Source organism: Candidatus Sphingomonas phytovorans (assembly GCA_029202385.1).
Taxonomy (GTDB): Bacteria; Pseudomonadota; Alphaproteobacteria; order Sphingomonadales; family Sphingomonadaceae; genus Sphingomonas; species Sphingomonas phytovorans.
Genome location: CP119314.1, coordinates 1,004,827 through 1,024,231, shown reverse-complemented (window position 1 = coordinate 1,024,231; position 19,405 = coordinate 1,004,827). Strand labels below are relative to the sequence as shown.

General features: G+C 58.9%; 7 protein-coding genes and 1 tRNA gene. 5 read left to right on the top strand and 3 right to left on the bottom strand.

Annotation, left to right across the window (positions count from 1 at the left end; genetic code table 11):
- Positions 1–11: 11 nt before the first annotated feature.
- Positions 12–323, bottom strand: coding sequence for a DUF2218 domain-containing protein (locus tag P0Y59_04690; GenBank protein WEK00997.1), 312 nt, complete (start codon positions 321–323; stop codon positions 12–14).
- A gap of 91 nt (positions 324–414) precedes the next feature.
- Complete coding sequence (locus P0Y59_04685; protein WEK00996.1) at positions 415–978, bottom strand: PadR family transcriptional regulator; 564 nt, start codon at positions 976–978, stop codon at positions 415–417.
- A gap of 148 nt (positions 979–1,126) precedes the next feature.
- On the opposite strand from P0Y59_04685, the gene P0Y59_04680 reads away from it, so the two are divergent.
- The 5 genes from P0Y59_04680 (at position 1,127) to P0Y59_04660 (ending at position 5,793) form a co-directional block, all read left to right on the top strand.
- Entirely contained in the window at positions 1,127–2,440 is a 1,314-nt protein-coding gene (locus tag P0Y59_04680; GenBank protein ID WEK00995.1) for a replication-associated recombination protein A, read from the top strand.
- Positions 2,437–2,787: an MmcQ/YjbR family DNA-binding protein gene (locus P0Y59_04675; protein WEK00994.1), complete on the top strand. Its 351-nt coding sequence runs from the start codon at positions 2,437–2,439 to the stop codon at positions 2,785–2,787. The genes P0Y59_04680 and P0Y59_04675 overlap by 4 nt, the downstream gene beginning before the upstream one ends.
- Positions 2,788–2,793: 6 nt before the next feature.
- Positions 2,794–3,654 carry a hypothetical protein gene (locus P0Y59_04670; GenBank protein ID WEK02492.1) on the top strand — a complete coding sequence of 287 codons (861 nt, stop codon included), beginning with the start codon at positions 2,794–2,796 and terminating at the stop codon, positions 3,652–3,654.
- Positions 3,655–3,672: 18 nt separating this feature from the next.
- Positions 3,673–3,748: transfer RNA gene (locus P0Y59_04665), tRNA-Thr, on the top strand.
- 1,022 nt (positions 3,749–4,770) lie between these two features.
- Positions 4,771–5,793 (top strand): phosphatase PAP2 family protein, encoded by a 1,023-nt coding sequence (locus tag P0Y59_04660; protein WEK00993.1) that lies wholly within the window; start codon positions 4,771–4,773, stop codon positions 5,791–5,793.
- A gap of 87 nt (positions 5,794–5,880) precedes the next feature.
- Here the strand turns inward: P0Y59_04660 and P0Y59_04655 are convergent, their stop codons facing one another.
- Positions 5,881–19,386, bottom strand: a complete 13,506-nt coding sequence (locus P0Y59_04655) for a calcium-binding protein (protein WEK00992.1) — start codon at positions 19,384–19,386, stop codon at positions 5,881–5,883.
- Between the last annotated feature and the right edge of the window lie 19 nt (positions 19,387–19,405).

The window sequence follows — 19,405 nt, the reverse complement described above, 5'->3', positions numbered from 1 at the left end:
GGACCGCTTTTTTATTTCCAGTCGAAGGTCAACGGCGCTTCGCGAAAGGCGAAGCGGTCGAGGTGGCGCGCCACGGCCCCCTTCAATCCATCGAGTTGTTCAGGCGAAGTCGCATCGATCCTGACCTCCAGTGCCTCGGCACGCGCGTCGAAGGTCACCAATCCGTCGCCGGGATAATCGGCGCCGCGCGCGTCCTTCGGAAAGACGACGGTGCCATGCTCCGGGGTGAATTCCACCGCCAGATTATGCTGCCAGTGCTTGCAGAGTTGCTGGAGATATTTGCTGCCGCTTGCCGTCGGCACGCTGGCGGTTGCACTATCCATGCGCTCGTTCCTTTTCTCGATCAGACAGGGAGCGCCGGCGACGGGGTCGATACCCAACCGCCGGCGCAGTAGTTGCAGGCGCGTCACGCCCTTATTTCAGCCGCTCGATCTTCTGCGCCGCCTCGTCGATCAACGCGGCGACCTGGTGAAGCGTATCGCCGTCGACGTCGCCCTCGCCGAGCTTCTGCTGGAGTACAGCCTTGAGATTGCCCATCGCGCGCCGGATCGGCCCGCCGCTGGTCCGCTCCCGCATCGAGCCAAGGTCCTCGAGCCGGGCGAACAGCGCCTCGACCTCTTCCTCGCGCTCGGTCAGCAGCGCCTTGCCAGCGACGGTGATGGCGTAGAGCTTCTTGGCGCCTTCCGACTTCTGCTCCTCGATCAGGCCCATGTCATCGAGCATGGTCAGCGTCGGATAGATCACGCCCGGGCTCGGCGCATAGGCGCCGCCGGTGCGCTCCTCGATGTCGCGGATCAGGTCGTAGCCGTGGCGCGGCTGCTCCTCGATCAGCTTGAGCAGGACGAGGCGAAGCTCGCTGCCGTCGAACATCCGACGGCTGCGGCCGCCACGCTCGCCATGACCGTGCACTTCCCACTGGAAGGAGAAGGGGCCGCGCGAGAAACGCCCGCCCCGGGGGCCGCACTGGCGGCTACGCATATGATGATGAAACATTATCGTTAGTCCTTTTTGTATCACGATGGCTACAAGATATATCTTAGATCGGTTTTTACAAGAGGAAATTTTGCGTGGCATCGCTCTGGCGGGCGGGGTGGCCAGTTCCAGCCGGCCACCCTATGTTCCAGCGATGGCCGACCTTTTCGCCACGTTCGACCCGCCCGCCCATGAAGCGCTTGTCGAAAACGCACCGCTCGCGGATCGGCTGCGTCCGCAGCGACTGGAGGATGTCGTCGGCCAGGAGCACCTGACCGGCGCGGAGGGCGCGATCGGGCGAATGGTGGCGGCGGGACGCCTCTCCTCGATGATCCTGTGGGGGCCGCCCGGTACCGGCAAGACCACCATCGCGCGGCTGCTCGCCGATGCGGTCGGCCTGCGTTTCGTTGCGATCTCTGCGGTGTTCTCGGGTGTGGCCGACCTGAAAAAGGCCTTTGCCGAAGCGCGCGACCACGCGAAGATCGGCAAGCGCACCCTGTTGTTCGTTGACGAGATTCACCGCTTCAACCGTGCCCAGCAGGACGGTTTCCTGCCCTATGTCGAGAATGGTACCGTCACCCTGGTCGGCGCGACCACCGAAAATCCGAGTTTCGAGCTCAATGCGGCATTGCTCAGCCGCGCGCAGGTGCTGATCCTCCAGCGGCTCGATCGCGCCGCGCTGGAAAAGCTGCTCGACCGCGCCGAGGAGATCGAGGAACGCCCCCTGCCCCTCACCACCGACGCCCGCGACGCGATGATCGCGAGCGCCGATGGCGACGGTCGTTTCCTGCTCAACCAGGCTGAGACACTTTTCTCCGTCGACCTGCCAGAACCGCTCGATCCGGCGGGACTGTCGGCATTCCTGCAACGCCGCGTCGCCGTCTATGACAAGGATCGCGAGGGGCACCACAACCTCATCTCCGCATTGCACAAATCGATGCGCGGGTCCGATCCCCAGGCTTCACTCTATTATCTCGCGCGGATGCTGACCGCTGGCGAGGAGCCGCTATACGTGCTCCGCCGCATCACCCGCTTCGCCAGCGAGGATATCGGGCTGGCCGACCCCAATGCGCTGGTACAGTGCCTCGCCGCCAAGGATGCGTACGATTTCCTCGGCTCGCCCGAGGGTGAACTCGCGATCGCCCAGGCCTGTCTCTATTGCGCGGTCGCCCCCAAATCGAACGCGGCGTACGTCGCCCAGAAATCAGCCTGGCGCAGCGCGAAGGAAACCGGCTCGCTGATGCCGCCACAGAATATCCTCAACGCACCGACCAGGCTGATGAAGGATATCGGCTACGGCAAAGGCTATGCCTATGATCACGACACGGCGGAGGGTTTCTCCGGGTCCGACTACTGGCCGGCGGAGATGGACCCGCAGACCTTCTACACCCCGACCGACCGGGGCCTGGAGAAGCGAATCGCCGAACGCATGGCCCATTGGCAGGAGTTGAAGGAGCGCGGCGAATGAGTCTCGACTGGAACAGCATCACCCGTTTCGCCCTGGCGCTTCCCGACACCGAACTGTCGACCAGCTATGGCAAGCCGGCGGTCAAGATCGTGTCGAACGGGCGGGCGTTCCTCCACCCCAGCCGGGAAGCCGATTCCTTCGTGCTCGCCATCGACCAGGATACCAAGGAGATGCTGATCGAGACCGATCCGGATACCTTCTGGCAGACACCGCATTATCAGGGCTGGCCGGGGTTGCTGGTGCGGTACGACAGCCCCGATCCGGAGCGGGTCCATGCGATGATCGAGCGTTCACGCGACTGGACCGCCGCGCGTCCGCGACCGAAACCGCGCAAGGCCAAGGCATGAGCGCCGATCATTCCTGACCGGTTCACCCGCTTTGCCGCAATCGACTGGTCCGGCGCCAAAGGGCACAGCCATCCCGGCATCGCGCTGGCTGTGTGCGAGGCAGGCGATACGGCGCCGGTGCTGGTCGATCCGCCGGGCAAGGCCTGGTCGCGCACGCAGATCCTCCAATGGCTCCTCGACCGCGCGGACGAGCCGTTGCTGGTCGGCTTCGATTGCAGCTTCGCGCCCCCGTTCATCGAGCGTGGCGCCTATTTGCCCGGCGAGGACACGCCGACGACGCCGCGCGCCTTCTGGGCCTATGTCAACGCGGCGAGCGACGACGAGGATCTCGGCGCCGCCTCCTTTCTCGAAAAGCGGCGGGGCAAGCATTTCTATCTGGGCGCCGCGGACGGCCCCAAGGCGCACTTCATGCACTTTCGCCGATGCGAGGCGCGCTACAGGGACAGTGGCGGGCACAAGCCCGCCAGCACCTATGACGCGATCGGTGCCGCTCAGGTGGCCAAGGCAAGTTTTGCCGGCATGCGATTGCTGCATCATCTCGGCACGGCAATCCCCGTCTGGCCGTTCGACCCGGTCCCATCGACGGGCGCGCTGGTCGTGGAGATCTATACCGCGATCGCCGCGCGTGCCGCGGGCAAGCGCAAGGGCCTGAGCAAGTTCCGCGACGCCGAGGCGCTGGACGCGGCGCTGGCCGTCATCGGATCGAAGCCGCACGCCCCGCTCGCACGCTATACCGACCACGCGACCGACGCGATCCTGACCGCCGCATGGCTCCGCGCCAATGCCGGCCGGACCGATCTCTGGCATCCGCGCGGCCTGACCGCGAACATTGTGGAACGAGAGGGCTGGACCTTCGGCGTCGTCTGACGCATTGGGCAGCCACGTGCCGGTTTAGCTCAGCTGGTAGAGCAGCGGTTTTGTAAACCGAAGGTCACGGGTTCGATTCCTGTAACCGGCACCACCTAACGCATTATTCTATAGTCTTTTTTAGCGCACCAATCAAGGCGCTCTAGCGCCGAATTTTGAAAGCTGGGGTTTTTCCGGGGGTTTTCTGAACTCCAGAGTGGCACGGCGATTCGTGCTTTCGGGACGCATATGGTTCATTTCGGTGCGACGAGGCCCGCCCCATCGCTGATCGCTGGCGCCAAGCTTGGCCGTCCGTAAGCTTGCAAACCTGATTGGTTGCGGGGACCCGCATTGGCCGAACGCGGCATTCGTTGTCAGCCGCAGTTTAGCAGCAATTGCCATGAAAGCTCTGATGACAAGACCAAGAATTTCAATTCTGTAAGGGGCATCAGTCAAGTGACTTTTCATCTTGATTTTGCTCGATCAAAATGAAGATCCGCCAGTCCTACGCCAATAAGATTCTCTTATTTTGCGAAGGACATGATGGGATGAACCGAGGATCAACGGGACGAGTTTCGTCGGCCTCCTCCCTCCTACCTAGCCCCATAGGGCTCAGAAAATACGAAATTTGTACATGAGTACGGCTACAGAGATCGCCATCTTCCCGCCTACGTCTATTGTCCTATCAGAGAAACGGGCCAGTTGCGCGACGCAGCATACCGCCAGCGAAACCGGGCTCTCCGGAAGATAGGTTTTCTCGACGATCCAGACCTTCTCTACCGTCCAACGTCGTCGGCGCTGCACCAAGGTGATGACCTCCACACGACCGTATGCTCCAGTCATGAGGTCAGACATAAGCTTCATACTTCAATAATCGTCAGAAACTTTCCAGAGATTTTGGAAAATGCTTCATCAGCACACAACCCGGACACCCGCATCACCGCTTCGCTTTCATCCGTAGCCCAACGCCTATTCCATTTTTATGTCCGCCCAGCACTCGACCTATTACTCTTTTCTGTATCGGCCGTAGCGTTACGCTGCCTCGCCTGCAGGTGCAGCCAGACGACTTTTCTTCGGATCGCATCTCATGGCAACCACGACATTATTGCTTAAGGATTATGAGGTTACGCAACCCACATGCTACCAGCAGCCTTCCATTCCAGGCCATTCCCGACATGGCGCAAGCGAATCTTCAATCGCGCGCGCCCTTTCGCTCCCGATTCATTACCAGTCTATCGGCTGCTCGCTATTCAGGTTGCGATAATATTCGCGATGATGACAGCGGCAAGTTTCGAGTTCGAGGGCCGCGACATTTCCATCGTCGCGACGTGTCTTGCTGGCGGCATCGCACTTGCCGCCGTGATGCGCTGGCGGGGCACTACGCGCATCGCCATCGCCATCGCCATCGCCATCGAAGGGATGACCCTGGTGTTGGCATCAAGCATGACCGTGGCCTGCCTCAGCATATTGCTGGCGACTCTAGCACCTCCCTATGTCGATCATTGGCTCGCTGCAGCCGATGCGCACCTCTTCCCCTTCCTGTCTTGGCCCGATCTGGCGATCGCGTTGCGCGGTCAGCCGGCACTGACGTCGATCATGTGCCAGATCTACAGCTCGTTATTGTGGCAACCCTTCGCCCTGATCGGACTACTCGCCCTTGTCGGCCAAGCGGATGCCATCTGGCGCTTCCTCCACATCTGGATCCTGGCGTTGAGTGTGTGCGTCACGATCTTCGCTGTCGCACCTGCGGTAACCGCTTATGTCCATTACGGCTTCGCACTATCCGATTTTCCCGCCCTGACGGTCAATGCCGGCTGGCGCCCCGCCGAGATTATTGCCCAGGTTCGGTCGGGAGCAATCGAGGATCTCAACGTTTCGAATATGAGTGGGTTGATCACCTTTCCAAGCTTTCATTCCGCTGCGGCGGTGATACTGGCGTGGAGCTTTCAGCGAATACCACTGATCAGGACGCCGTTCATCTTGTTAAACGGCTTGATGATCCTGACGGTACCGATGATCGGGAGCCACTATTTCATCGATGTGTGCGGTGGAATCGCCTTGGCCGTGCTGGCGATCTACGCCACGCGGCCAAGGAGTTCCCGTGCCCCAAGTCACTCGGGTGCGCCAACCAATCCCCCATCCACCCCCGGGTTCGATTGAGGGAGTGGCTACGCGGGAGGCTTATTCAAAAAGCGGCCTTTCCCATATTATCGAACTCGCAGGTGGTCGGAAAGCGCGACACATCTATCAAGTAGGAGTGAAGACGTCAGCGGCCCGCATTGGTCGCAACGCCGCGGCGAACAACTCGCCCTTCAAGATGTGCTCGCAATCTCCGCCCTCCCAGATGCTGGACGCTGTCGGCATGAAAGCGGAAATCTGCTCGGCAAGCCGCGCCGCATTCACGTGAGCACCGACAAGCGCCACACCACCTCTCCCAGCACTATCAAGGCTATCGACCGGCATCCGCGCTAGCGGCGACGCCAGTTGCTGCCAGCCCGCACCCTGTCGCCGTATCGATTGGCGCTCCATAGACATGACGCCGACCTCCGAGTCCTGGGCCTGCGTCCGGTAGTTCAACATCACGTCCTGCAGCGCCGCAATAGTGCCGTCCGTCCGGGTGTATGTTCCGTAGTTGATGACGATATTCTCGTCCCACTGCCAGGTTCGGCTGGATGCAATGCCGGAGAGGCTAATCGAGCCAACACCCGCGTCGGATAGCGAAAGCAGTTCGCCCTGGTCGCTGATACCATTTCCGTTCGCGTCGCGCCAAACTCGGAAGTCGCCAAAAGCCGTATCTGCCGCAGACAGCAGGCCATCACCATTCGTGTCAAACGCAGACAGGCCGTCCAAATCCGACGTCGCCCCCGGGTTGTCGCCGACGAAACCGAGCTCGTTTGCGCCGGCGATCAGGCCATCACCATTCCTGTCCAGAGCGAGGAAGCCATCGTTGGGATCGATCCAACCGGTCACATCGGCGCGCCCGTCTCCATTCCAGTCAAAGGCTGCGCCCGAGGCGGTATGGTCGACCAGGGATACCCCGTCGCCATTGAGGTCCAATACGATTGGAGCGACCAGCGACACTGTCGTGCCATCCCGAAACGCAAGTTGTTCGAAGCCGGTCAGTTGATCGATACCGTCATTCCCGTCGATCCCGGGCGCTAGGTCAGTAACGGTCACCACGCCATTGAGGGTGCTGAGCTGATAGTCATCGCGCAAGCCAGCATAGCGCGCGACATCGAAACCGCCGCCGCCATTGAGTATATCATTGCCGACGCCACCAGTGACGACGTCGTCGCCAGCGCCGTAAGCCTGATTGGTTGCGGGATACAGCCGAACATTCTCCAGCGAGGCGCCGGTATTGTCCTCATTGCCGAGCCCCTTGAAGCGAAGGACGTTGTCACCTGCAATGGCCGTCACGCTGAATGACGTGGTCACCATCGTCGTTCCGGTCTGATCGATGGTGGCGATCAGACCGCCATTCCAATATACTTCGAATGCACCATTGGCCGCGCTCGTGCGGTTCGCATGGTCGAATAGCAACAACAGCGTATCGCCCGCGTCAAGCCCGGCGATTGTCTGGCTGATATCCGCATTGCTACCTGCACCGCCACCCGCGTCCATATCGAGCCAGTAGCTTCCATCGGTTGCCGCGATACCGGCAAAGCCGGAATATACCTGCTCAACCGCCTGTGAACTGGAGATTGTCCAGCCAGGCATGCTGCTTACCGCACGCCCCCAGCCGCCGCTGCCGACGATTGTTCCAGCTGTCTCGAAGCTGCCGTTCACGATCAGGTTCGCACCGGTCGCGACCAGCCCATAGGCGTCGCCGTCGATCACATCGTCGCCTGCTCCGCCGACGATGGTATCATTACCCTCACCCCCGAAGATCGTATCGTTCCCGGCACCACCGTCGATGTCGTCATTGCCGGCACCGCCGTCGAGCAGGTCGCTACCCCCGCGCGCCCGGATCACATCGGCCCCGCTGGTACCGACAATCTGGTCGGCGCCCGTGGTGCCGTTGATCGCACCCGTTTCGAGGGCAATCCGGGCACGATCCCAGGTCGTGCCATCGGCGAACTGAATCTGTTCGATCGCGTAACGCTCATCCGAGTAGAATTGGTAGCTGACCTTGACCTGCTTGCCGGTCGTGGTGTCGACCACGTAGAGTTGATGGCCATTGCGACTGAGGGTCACGTCTTCCGGATTGAGATCGATGAGTTTGAGCACGTCGATGTCGCCGACGCTCCCATCTTCGTAGATTTCGTCACTACCGTCGCCCGAGGCGTAACGATAAATGTCGCCGCCGCCACGGCCTTCCAGATAGTCGTCACCGCCATTGCCAGCGAGCGTTTCACCGAGAGCGGTGCCGTAGAGGCTATCATTAGCGGAGCCGCCGCGAATCCACGCCTCCTGCTGGATACGCGACCGATCCCAGACCGTACCGTCAGCAAAAGCAATCTGTTCGATCCCGTAGGTGGCATCGGACCAGAATTGCCAGTCTATCTTGACCTCCTCGCCAGTTGCCATGTCACGCATGTAAAGATGCGAGCCATCGCGTCTTAACGATACGTCCGCGGCATTGAGATCGGTCAGCCGCAGAACATCAATATCACTCGCGCTGCCGGTATCGTCTATCCGATCATTACCGTCCCCGGACGCGTAACGATAGGTGTCACTTCCCCCAGCCCCCAGTAGCGTGTCGTTGCCTGCTCCGCCAACCAAGGTATCGTCGAAACTGGTACCGTTCAACGTCTCATCACCGGCTGAGCCGCTGATCCACAACTCCTGCAGAAGGCGTGCGCGATCCCATGTGGTACCGTCGGCGAACCGGATCTGTTCGACCCAGGCATTCTGCGACGAGGTTGCCGCGTTTACCAGCTTCACTGTATCCGAGGTGCCGGAGATGGAAAGCAGGAAGTCCTGACCACCATTCTCGAGGGTCACATGGACATTGGCCGCCAAGATGCCAGCCCCGAAGGTGAGCGTGTCATTTCCGCCGCCAGAAACAGTTGACGTGTGTTCGCGAATGACATCATCGCCATCGCCCAGATCGAACCGATAGACGTCATCGCCGCTCCCGCCGATCAGCTCATCATCGCCCAGCCCGCCTCGCAACGTATCCCCACCGGCAGACCCTATTACCTTGTCATTTCCCGCACCCGCATTGATCGCAACGATCCCGGTCAACGTGACCCCAGTGAAGTCAATGTTATCATTCCCGGCCGTCAACGAGATGCTGACATTGTCAAATCCCGCAGCGGTGATCGCCTCTACGTTAGCGACACGTTTGAGACCGATGACGGTGCCATCGGCGATTGCCTGGATCCGGTCAACGCCGCCATCACCATCAACGTCATCGTAGCCTTCATCCCCCCCGCGCAGGAAGACATCGGCACCGGTGCTGCCGTGGAGGACGTCATCGCCAGCACCTGCCCGGATCCCGGCAATGTCGGATACCGCCAAGCCAGATAGATCGAGAACATCGTCTCCTTCGGTCAGATCAAGCAGGACACCGGCATGACCTTCACCCGATATCACCTCGATCCCAGAGATGGTCCTTAGCCCGATGACGGCCCCGTCAGCGAGCGCCACCAGTTTGTCGTGACCGGCACCGCCAATGATGACATCATGTCCACCATTAGTTCCGACGAATTCGAAGACATCGTCGCCATCTCCTCCGTCCAGCGTGTCGTCACCGCCGCCACCCTTGACCCGGTTCGCCTGTTGATCCCCGACAAACACATCGTTGCCGCCATCAAGATCGAACCGCGAGATGCCATCGAACGCGATCTTTGTAAGGTCAGTCGTCTCCGCATCGTTGGTCCGGCGGACCACCACACCTTGGTAGCCGGCCCCACTGATTCGTTCGACATTGGAAAAACTGCGAAGATACAGAACTGTCCCGTCGCCGCTGGCCTCAATGCGGTCGGCGCCATCGCCGCCATCGATGTCATCGGCTCCCGTTGAGACTCCGCTGGCGCGAATAATGTCATTTCCGGCGCCGGCATCGATCCTGTCCGCTCCCAGTGAGCCGGTCAGTATGTCGTCTCCCCTGCCAAGCAGTATCCGGGAAATCCCATCCAAGGTTGCAGCGCTGAGATCGAGCGTATCGTTTCCGTCGGTGGCACCGATGACGACGTTCGAATGCCCGTTGGCGGTTATCACTTCCACATTGGTCAGAGTGGAGAGCCCGATGATCGTGTCGTCGCTCAGCGCTTCTATTCGATCTGCACCGGCACCGCCATCTATGGCGTCAATGCCCTCTTCCGCTCCATCGAAGAAGAAGACATCGTCGCCTCCAGCACCGACGAGCGAATCATCCCCCTCAGCCCCACGGATGCGGTTGGCGCCATCGTCACCAACAATCTGATCGTTGCCAAGACCGCCGACCACGTTTTCGATGCTGATCAGCGTCTCGGCGGCACTCGCATCTTGGCTGCCGACAATGGAGGCAATGCCCGTTGCCAGATTGATCGACCAATTATCCAGCGAAAAGCTGTAGTCCGCCGTATCGATCCCATCTCCGCCATCAAGGGTATCAGCCCCTTGATCACCCGACAGAATGTCATCACCGGTCCCCCCATAGAGCTTGTCCGCCCCTCGGCCACCATAAAGAACATCATTGCCACCCGAACCGTAGAGAATGTCATCACCGGTCCCGCCAATAATAAGATCATTCCCGGCCAACCCATCGATCGTATTAGCTCGATCATCTCCCACGAGATAATCGTCACCGGCGCTTGCTGGTTGAGCTAAAAGAAGGGTTTCGAAGTTTCTTGCGAGCCAGGTCGTACCATCAGCGAAACGGACTTCCTGGAGACCGGCGAAGCCTGACGCCGTGAATTGATTCTTCAGCGTGACCCGATCGGTCCCGGAGGAAAGCGACAGGATAAGATCATCGGGTGCCGATGCGGTTCGCGACAAGCGGATATCGGCTGCGGTGATACCTGCCCCGAAAGCCAGAATATTGTTCGCACCATCCCCTGTCTCGACGATGCTGTCGGAGCCATCACCCAGTTGAAAATGATAGATATCCGCCCCTCTCCCCCCAATCAACGTGTCGTTACCTGCTCCGCCGTGGATTACATCAGCCGTAGCAAAACCCTTGATGATATCGTCGCCGGAAGTCGCGCGCGCGCCCAGTGTTGACTGACGGAAAGCACTCATGAAGATGGTCGAACCATCGGCGAACCGCAATATCCCAACCCCAGACGCTCCGCCGGGGTCTTGCCCTTGCAGGGTGATCGAACCCGATTGTGACGCGAACGATATAACGAGCGGGCCGTCCTCGACCAACTGAACAAGCCGCAAATCAGCCAATGTGATACCGGCCCCGAAGCTCAGGACGTCCAGATTCGATGCTGAACCGTCATCGACGATCAGGTCGTCGCCATCACCGGGATTGTAAAGATAAGTGTCGGCACCGCCAGCGCCGATCAGCGTGTCATTGCCTGCTCCTCCACTCAGTGTGTCGGAGAAGTTCGACCCAATGAGCGTATCGTTGCCCGACGTCGCCTGGCTACCGGCAGCCTTGCTCGCAAGCGTCTGGCGATCCCAGATCACACCGTCGGCGAACTGAAGCACTTCGATGCCACTTGTTGCGCTGACTCTTTGTTGATCCAGATAGATGATGTTGTCATCATCGACATACAGCACGATGTCATTGTCATCAGTCGGGGACACCATGACCTTGACTGCAGTGCTGACGATGTTCTCCAGAATGAGTTTGTCGGTTGCCCCTCCGTCGGTGGGATCATAGATCGTGTCGTAACCATCACCACGGGCAAAAATGTAGGTGTCTGAACCCATCCCGCCTCGGAGGACATCGTCGCCCTTCATGCCGCGGATCGTGTCGTTTCCGCTCGAACCCAAGATGACATCGTCTCCCATGGAGACCGGCGTGTAGTTGCCACCGATGGTCGTGCCGCGAAGCATTTGAACGAGTGTATCCGTCGTCCAGATAGCTCCAGAATTAAATTTGACGTTTTCGATCCGGTAGTAATAACCGGCCAATCCCGAATTCAGATAGATTTTATCGTGGGTACCTTTAATAGATAGTACCACACCCTGACCATCGTCATCTGTTGTGCTTTGGGAGACGACAATATCATCTTCATCAATCCCCGTACCAAATTGCAGGGTATCATTGCCACTATAGTCAGAAACTGTATCCTGCCCATCGCCCAGGTTGAAGACATATATGTCGTCGCCAGAGCCCCCAGACAGATAATCATTCCCCTTGCCGCCGACCAACTTGTCGTTGCCGTTTCCAGATTCAACACGGTCATCTCCTCCGCCTGCTACGATGATATCGGCGAAGCCCGTTCCGTACAGGAGATCATCCCCAGGCGTGACATAGCTGCCCATCAACTTCGAGCGCAGGTCGGCTGAGGTCAGTATCGTCCCATCTGCAAAGACGAAGCGGTCGATCTCGTTGTGATAGTCGCCCGAGTTCGTGCTGCGCAGGTAAAGGCTGTCGTTGGTCCCGGCAATCGAGATGGTCATGCCACTGGTGTCGCCATCGACCAGAGTCTGCGACAGGATAAGGTCCGCGACGGTGATGCCCGCACCGAACTGCACGGTGTCGGTACCCAGTTCCTCCACGATGGTGTCGTGACCATCGCCGAGATTGAACACATAGGTGTCATCACCGCTCCCGCCAGCGAGATAGTCGTCCCCGGCGCCGCCGGTCAGCGTGTCGTTTCCGCCATTCGCGTAGATCCGATCGTCCCCGGCGCCTCCATTGATCGCATCGTTGAAGCCTGTGCCGTAAAGTTGATCCTCGCCGGCAGTTCCAAGGCTCAGGATCAGCCTTGAGCGCAGGTCGGCCGAGGTCAGTATCGTCCCATCTGCAAAGACGAAACGGTCGATCTCGTTGTGATAGTCGCCCGAGTTCGTGCTGCGCAGGTAAAGGCTGTCGTTGGTCCCGGCAATCGAGATGGTCATGCCACTGGTGTCGCCATCGACCAGAGTCTGCGACAGGATAAGGTCCGCGACGGTGATGCCCGCACCGAACTGCACGGTGTCGGTACCCAGTTCCTCCACGATGGTGTCGTGACCATCGCCGAGATTGAACACATAGGTGTCATCACCGCTCCCGCCAGCGAGATAGTCGTCCCCGGCGCCGCCGGTCAGCGTGTCGTTTCCGCCATTCGCGTAGATCCGATCGTCCCCGGCGCCTCCATTGATCGCATCGTTGAAGCCTGTGCCGTAAAGTTGATCCTCGCCGGCAGTTCCAAGGCTCAGGATCAGCCTTGAGCGCAGGTCGGCCGAGGTCAGTATCGTCCCATCTGCAAAGACGAAACGGTCGATCTCGTTGTGATAGTCGCCCGAGTTCGTGCTGCGCAAATAGATGCTGTCGCTCGTGCCAACGATCGAAATCGTCATCCCGCTGGTGTCGCCATCGACCAGCGTCGGGGTGATCACCAAGTCCGACGCGCTGATCCCCGCGCCGAACTGCACCGTGTCGAACCCGAGTTCCTCGACGATCGTGTCGTGGCCGTCGCCGAGGTTGAAGACGTATGTGTCGTCGCCAGACCCGCCCGCGAGATAATCGTTGCCCTCGCCCCCGGTCAGCGTGTCGTTGCCCTCGCCGGCGCTGATCCGGTCGTCGCCTCCGGTACCAACGATCGTATCGGCCGCGTTCGTTCCCCACGTCATCGCAGCCAGTTGTGGCGCCAACGCATCGAGCGCGGCCTTGTCCAGCGTGGTGCCGTCGGCGAAGCGCACGAGCGAGACGCCAGTCCCGCCATAGCCACCGCCGTAATTCTGGTCCTCAAGTAGGATCGACCCCGCCTGATTGGAAAAGCTGATGCGAAGATTGTTGCTGTCGATGGCGTCGCGCGTCACCACGATGTGGGCGAGGTTGATCCCGGCACCGAACACCAAAGTATTGTACCCGCCGTAGTAATTCTCAGCGATGCGATCGTTGCCGTCGCCGGCGTTGTAATAATAGGTGTCGTTGCCATCGCCACCGTTCAGGTCGTCGTCGCCGAGGCCACCGGTGATCTCGTCGTCACCACCGCCGCCATAGACCACATCGTTGCCCGCGCCGGTCGCGATCACATTGCCGTACGTGCCGTCGCTGACGATATCGGCGAGGCCCGACACCGATTGCGTGACGAGTAGCGCATCGAGCGCGGCCTTGTTCCACACCGTACCGTCGGCGAAATGGACTTCGGCGACACCGGTGCCGCCATAACCGCCGCCGTAATTCTGATCCTGGAGCAGGATCGAGCCGTCACGGTTATTGAAGCTGATCCGCAAATTATTACCGTTGGCAACGTCGCGCGTCAGGACGATGTCGGCGGGATCGATCCCGGCGCCCAGGACGAGGGTGTTGAAGCCGCCGTAGTAATTCTCGGCGATCCGGTCGTTCCCGTTGCCAGCGTTGTAATAATAGGTGTCGTTGCCGTCGCCGCCGTTCAGGTCATCATTGCCGCCCCCCCCGGTGATCGTATCATCGCCACCGCCGCCATAGACTACATCGTTGCCCGCGCCGGTCGCGATCACATTGCCGTACGTGCCGTCGCTGACAATCTCGGCCAGCGAAGAAACCGATTGCGTGACCAGAAGCGCATCGAGCGCGGCCTTGTCCAGCGTGGTGCCGTCGGCGAAGCGCACGAGCGAGACGCCAGTCCCGCCATAGCCACCGCCGTAATTCTGGTCCTCAAGCAGGATCGACCCCGCCTGATTGGAAAAGCTGATGCGAAGATTGTTGCTGTCGATGGCGTCGCGCGTCACCACGATGTGGGCGAGGTTGATCCCGGCACCGAACACCAAAGTATTGTACCCGCCGTAGTAATTCTCAGCGATGCGATCGTTGCCGTCGCCGGCGTTGTAATAATAGGTGTCGTTGCCATCGCCACCGTTCAGGTCATCATCGCCCAGACCGCCGGTGATGATGTCGTCGCCGCCACCCGCATAAACCACGTCATTGCCGGCCCCAGCATCGATCACACCATTGTACGGCCCATCGACGATGATGTCGTTGCCAGCCGAGATTTGCTGCGCTGTCAGATGAGCATCAAGCGCCACCTTGTTCCAGACGGTGCCGTCTGCGAAGTGAATCGCGCTAACGCCGCCCCCCCCGCTACCCCCGGCATAGTCCTGGTCCTGCAGCAGGATCGAGCCTGCCCGATTGTTGAAACTGATCCGGATATTGTTGGGGTTGATCACGTCCCGCGTCAGCACCAGCTCCGACGCGTCGATCCCTGCCCCGAGCACCAGCGTGTTGAACCCACCATAGTAATTCTCGGCAATCCGGTCGTTACCATCACCGATATTATAAATGTAGGTGTCGTTGCCGTCGCCACCACGCAGATTGTCATTTCCGAGCCCGCCTGTGAGCGTGTCATCGCCAGCGCCCGAATCGAACGTATCGTTACTGTCGAAGCCGAGCGCTGTATCGGCGCCGCTTGTGAACGACGGGGCCGCAAGATTCTGGATATCGCGAAGCGTGAGGCTTGTTCCGTCTTGAAATCGCACTTCCTCAATAGATTGCGTGCCATCGGTGAGGGATTGGTGGCGTAAAACAACACGGTCTCCGCTCGTCCCGACGTTAAGGATGATATCCTGCGGTGAAGCGGCATTATGAGCGACGGAGATATCGCTCAGCTGGATACCAGCCCCGAAAACCAGACTATCGAGGTCGGCAGCAAAACCGGACTCATCGATTGTAACAACGCGGTCACCCAAGTTGAAAAGATAGGTGTCCGATCCATAACCGCCCGCAAGGGTGTCGTGACCTCCGCCTCCGCTGAGCGTGTCATCATACATGGTACCGGTGAGACTCTCATCACTTGCTGTGCCGGCAAACGTCATGCCAGCAGACTTGGCAAAGACCGCCTTCGACGTCATATCCCCGCGCGTCCAGCTGGTCCCGGTGAAGCGGTATTCTTCCATCCCTTCCTGGAGCGTGAAGGCTGCGCCGCGAAGATCGATACGGTCGCCCGCCGCCGCACTGCCAATCACCAGCGACATATCGACGCCGGACGACCGCGCGATGACCGTCACATGAGCTGGATCGATCCCTGCGCCAAAGTCGAGTACATCGTGACCAGCGGCACTTTTGCCAGTATCAGCTAGAAGATCGACACCATCGCCAAACCGGTAGATTACCGTGTCGCTTCCAGTGCCCCCGTCGATCCGATCCTTCCCTTGGCCGCCTTCGACATAATCATCGCCGCCGCGGCCCTGGATGCGGTCGTCGCCCGCCCCACCGTTTAGCCAGTCGGAACCATCTTCGCGCGTCTTCGTCGGATTCCAATCAGCGCCAACCAGGCGGTCATTTCCATCGCCGCCCGATAGGACGTTTCCATTACCGCCGCCGGCATCGAGGACATCGTTGCCGCTCCCACCGAACAGCCAGTCGTCCAGCTTGCCACCAACGAGCAAGTCGTTGCCATCGTCGCCGAACAAGTCGTCGCCGGTGTTTCCCGCGAAAATCTCGTCGTCCCCCGCGCCACCGTGAAAGACGTTCGCAATATGATTGGTGCTCGAAGGATCGATTGCGTCGGTGCGTGTCCCCCCGGTGCGCTCACTAAGAACGTCCGCACCATTCCCTCCCTGTATGACGGTCTTTGAGCCACTATCGACAGTGTCGTCCATCTCGATCGAGCGGAGATAAGTAACCCGTTCACCATTTCCTTCGTGCCCAAGCGCGCTAAACTGGAATCGGACATCGCGTGCATCGACATCGGCCGCTTCGAGAAGATAGGAGAAACCACCATCCCAATCATGCTCGTTACGCTTCAGCAGACCAAGGTCCGTCGCGCGGGAAAGTGCAAGGATCCAATCCGCGGTAAAGACGGAGTTCGGTTCAGCCGCGATCAGTCCATTGATAGCGGTAGATGCCATAAGGTAAGTGTGCAGCCGATCAACAACAGCCAGATTTCCCAAGAGCACGTCCAGGCCAAAGTCAACACTGGCAAGTGTCTGCCCAACACCTAAATCTTCTGGATCTATTATGTTGTCGGCAGAAGAACTCTGCTGATACCCTAAGGCCAGCGTCGCATAGAATGCTCGCTTAGCATAGACATCGCCGCCCAGAAACTCAAAATTCTTCGCCGCCTTCATCACACCATATTCGATGAGGTCTGTTGGATTTTCGAACGTGATCCTGTTACTGCTACTGGTATCGTCGATCCAGTATTCATAACGTTTGCCGCGCATCCCGTAGGAACCGGCGTCCACCTGATCGGCGTTGACCAATGTGCCCCCGATATCGTCCAGTATGCCATTCATGGTGGCTGCGGCTGCATTGCCGAGCTGACGCGCCACCTGTTTCTTGCCGCCATCCTCTTTCCACACGTCAGTGACCGCAAACTGGCCACTCCACTTATCAAAACCGACAATGGCGCCCGATTTTGGCGTACCCGTGAAGATTCCCCCGATGAGCCCGCCGAGGAGATTTCCGAGCAACGAACCGATGATCGCTCCGATGACAGGAACCGGGATCAGTGCCTGCCCAGCGACCCCGCCAAGAGTGCCCCCGATAGATGAGCCGAGCTGCTCTCCTATCTCGTCCCAACTTCCGATCTCGTTCGCCAAGGTGTTACCAATGAAGCTACCAGCAATATTTCCGAGGTTCGTGAGGTTATCCAGCCCATCAAATATGCTCTTCTCGGCACCGCCAGCAATATCGGCGAGGTTCTGAGCCATCGTGGTAATGGCATAGTTAGCCAGACCACCCGCTGCTTGGCCCTCCAATCCGCCAAGGCCAAGCACATGAACCAACTCAGCCGTGAGAAAGGAACTGATCGCACCGATTCCTGCATCTTGGAGATTCGTGATGAATTCCTGCCCGATGCCGTTAAAAGCCTGATTAATATTCTTCGTGGTGCCGGTACCGCTATCAAAAAACTCAGCATTCAGGACATCTCCAAGGTTAGATCCGAGCGTCTGAAGCGCCGCCGACGTAACGGTTTCAACCAAAATATTCCCGCCGACGAGATATCGTCCGAATGTAGTCGCGATCGTTTCCGCAGCGTTTACGAAATCGATACCGATTGGGGAATTCACAAGATGAATGGTAGTCGGCTGCCCAGGCTCAGTTCTGATCTCCACGGCACCGTCGCGAACCCTCTGAGCGCCAGTAGGACGCAGAACTGTTCCATCGAAGTATAGATCGATTGAAATCTCGCGGCCTAGACTGTCAATAGACGTTGGAACGGAGATGATTGCGCCCTGAGGATTGCGGGGATCCTCGGCAATGGCGCGGACGACCCTGCCGTTTATCGCGATCGTTCCATCGGGATTCCGAGTTACCGATAGCGCTGGCAGGTTGTTCTGCGGACCTGCGCCCACGCTGTTGTAGCCGGCGCCAGACCCAGAAGAGGCCCCGCCGATAAGAGTCCCCCCGGCATCGAGAAAGGCCCTGAAGCCATCTTCGAAAGCCACCAGAAGCTCGGGCGAAAGGATCAGCTGCGCTTCGTTTCCACCAGGAGTGCGATGCCTGATATAAGCGCCGCGCACCGCACCATTCCGGTAGGCAGTAACAACAATCTCGTCGCCCTCAGGTTCCGAAAGCGAGCCGAACACGATCTCGCCATCCTCGAGCGACTGTCGTACGCGACTCACATACAGTTGTCCGTCGGCCCCTCTTTGATACACGTCTACAAACAGACCGCTGTTATCGCGCCCAAAGAACTGCCCAGCAACACCATCAAATAACCAGTTGACGGCCTTCTCACCCCCAACGCTTCCAACAAAACCTGCGCCGACGACGATTACACCGTAGGCGACCCAGCCTACGGGACCACCAAGAAGCAAAGGCGAGGCGAGTTGGGCTGCTAAAGACGCGGAAAGTGCCCCCCCGGCGAAGCCACCCAAGAAGGTTGTCGCCTTACGGGCAGCTCCTTCACGATCGCCAGCATCAAGCGACGCTTTAATGTCTACAGCAGCGAGGGTCAGAGACAGAAGATCGCCAACTGGTCCAAGCAATTTTCCCGTTGACTTAAGCCCGCCAAGCCATTCAGCGGTCTGTGCCATTCGCAACGCCCGTGACTCGTAAAACGCTCCACTAAATAACTCACTTGCGGGCGCCAAAGCTCCTCCCGCTGATGTATCTAGGTAGCCAATTCCTTCAACGCCGTTATTCCTAAAAAATTCCTCCGCTATCTTGACCGTCAGCCCGCCCGCACCATCCCTACCGACCTGCACATACTGGCTGATCGAGCCAAAGGACTTGTCTGAGATTTTACCGAATATATCGCCCAGTGCCAGTTCCTGGTTTCCCGTCGATAGAAGAATGCTATTATATCTGTCCAATAGTGCTTCGCGAGGGATGCCATCAATCGTCGTAATGTTATGATTATTGATAATATTTGGAAGCTCAACCTGGGAAAATATTCTATTGCTCGCTGCGTCGGGAGTAATGGTTATGATTTCCCCCGAGGCGGCCTGAGCGAACCGAGCCGAGGCATCAGACCAAAATCCGCCATTGGTCCCAAATAAAATGGAGTTTACCTGAGTAGCATCGCCAACGGCGATATTCAGCTTATTAACGAACTCCGAGCTGGCCAATAGTTTTGCCACCTCCGTATTATCTATGATAGAAATACTCGGATCCGCCTGCGCGAGAGCTCGCGCAATATCATTGGAATGAACTTCTCCAACCCCACCACTGTACAGCACCGTTGCGCGCACCGTAGCCGGAATGTTTACTTCAGTACTTCTAACTAAAGCACGAAGATCGTCAATCGTCGGATTATGCATTTGCGCCAAAGCTGCAAGGGCGTCAGTAAAATTCATGTTATCTCACCCCACCCGT

What these genes read in the sequence shown, in the direction of transcription:
- P0Y59_04690 (WEK00997.1), bottom strand. Translation starts at nt 323, where the DNA reads ATGGATAGTGCAACCGCCAGCGTGCCGACGGCAAGCGGCAGCAAATAT.
- P0Y59_04685 (WEK00996.1), bottom strand. Translation starts at nt 978, where the DNA reads ATGCGTAGCCGCCAGTGCGGCCCCCGGGGCGGGCGTTTCTCGCGCGGC.
- P0Y59_04680 (WEK00995.1), top strand. Translation starts at nt 1,127, where the DNA reads ATGGCCGACCTTTTCGCCACGTTCGACCCGCCCGCCCATGAAGCGCTT.
- P0Y59_04675 (WEK00994.1), top strand. Translation starts at nt 2,437, where the DNA reads ATGAGTCTCGACTGGAACAGCATCACCCGTTTCGCCCTGGCGCTTCCC.
- P0Y59_04660 (WEK00993.1), top strand. Translation starts at nt 4,771, where the DNA reads ATGCTACCAGCAGCCTTCCATTCCAGGCCATTCCCGACATGGCGCAAG.
- P0Y59_04655 (WEK00992.1), bottom strand. Translation starts at nt 19,386, where the DNA reads ATGAATTTTACTGACGCCCTTGCAGCTTTGGCGCAAATGCATAATCCG.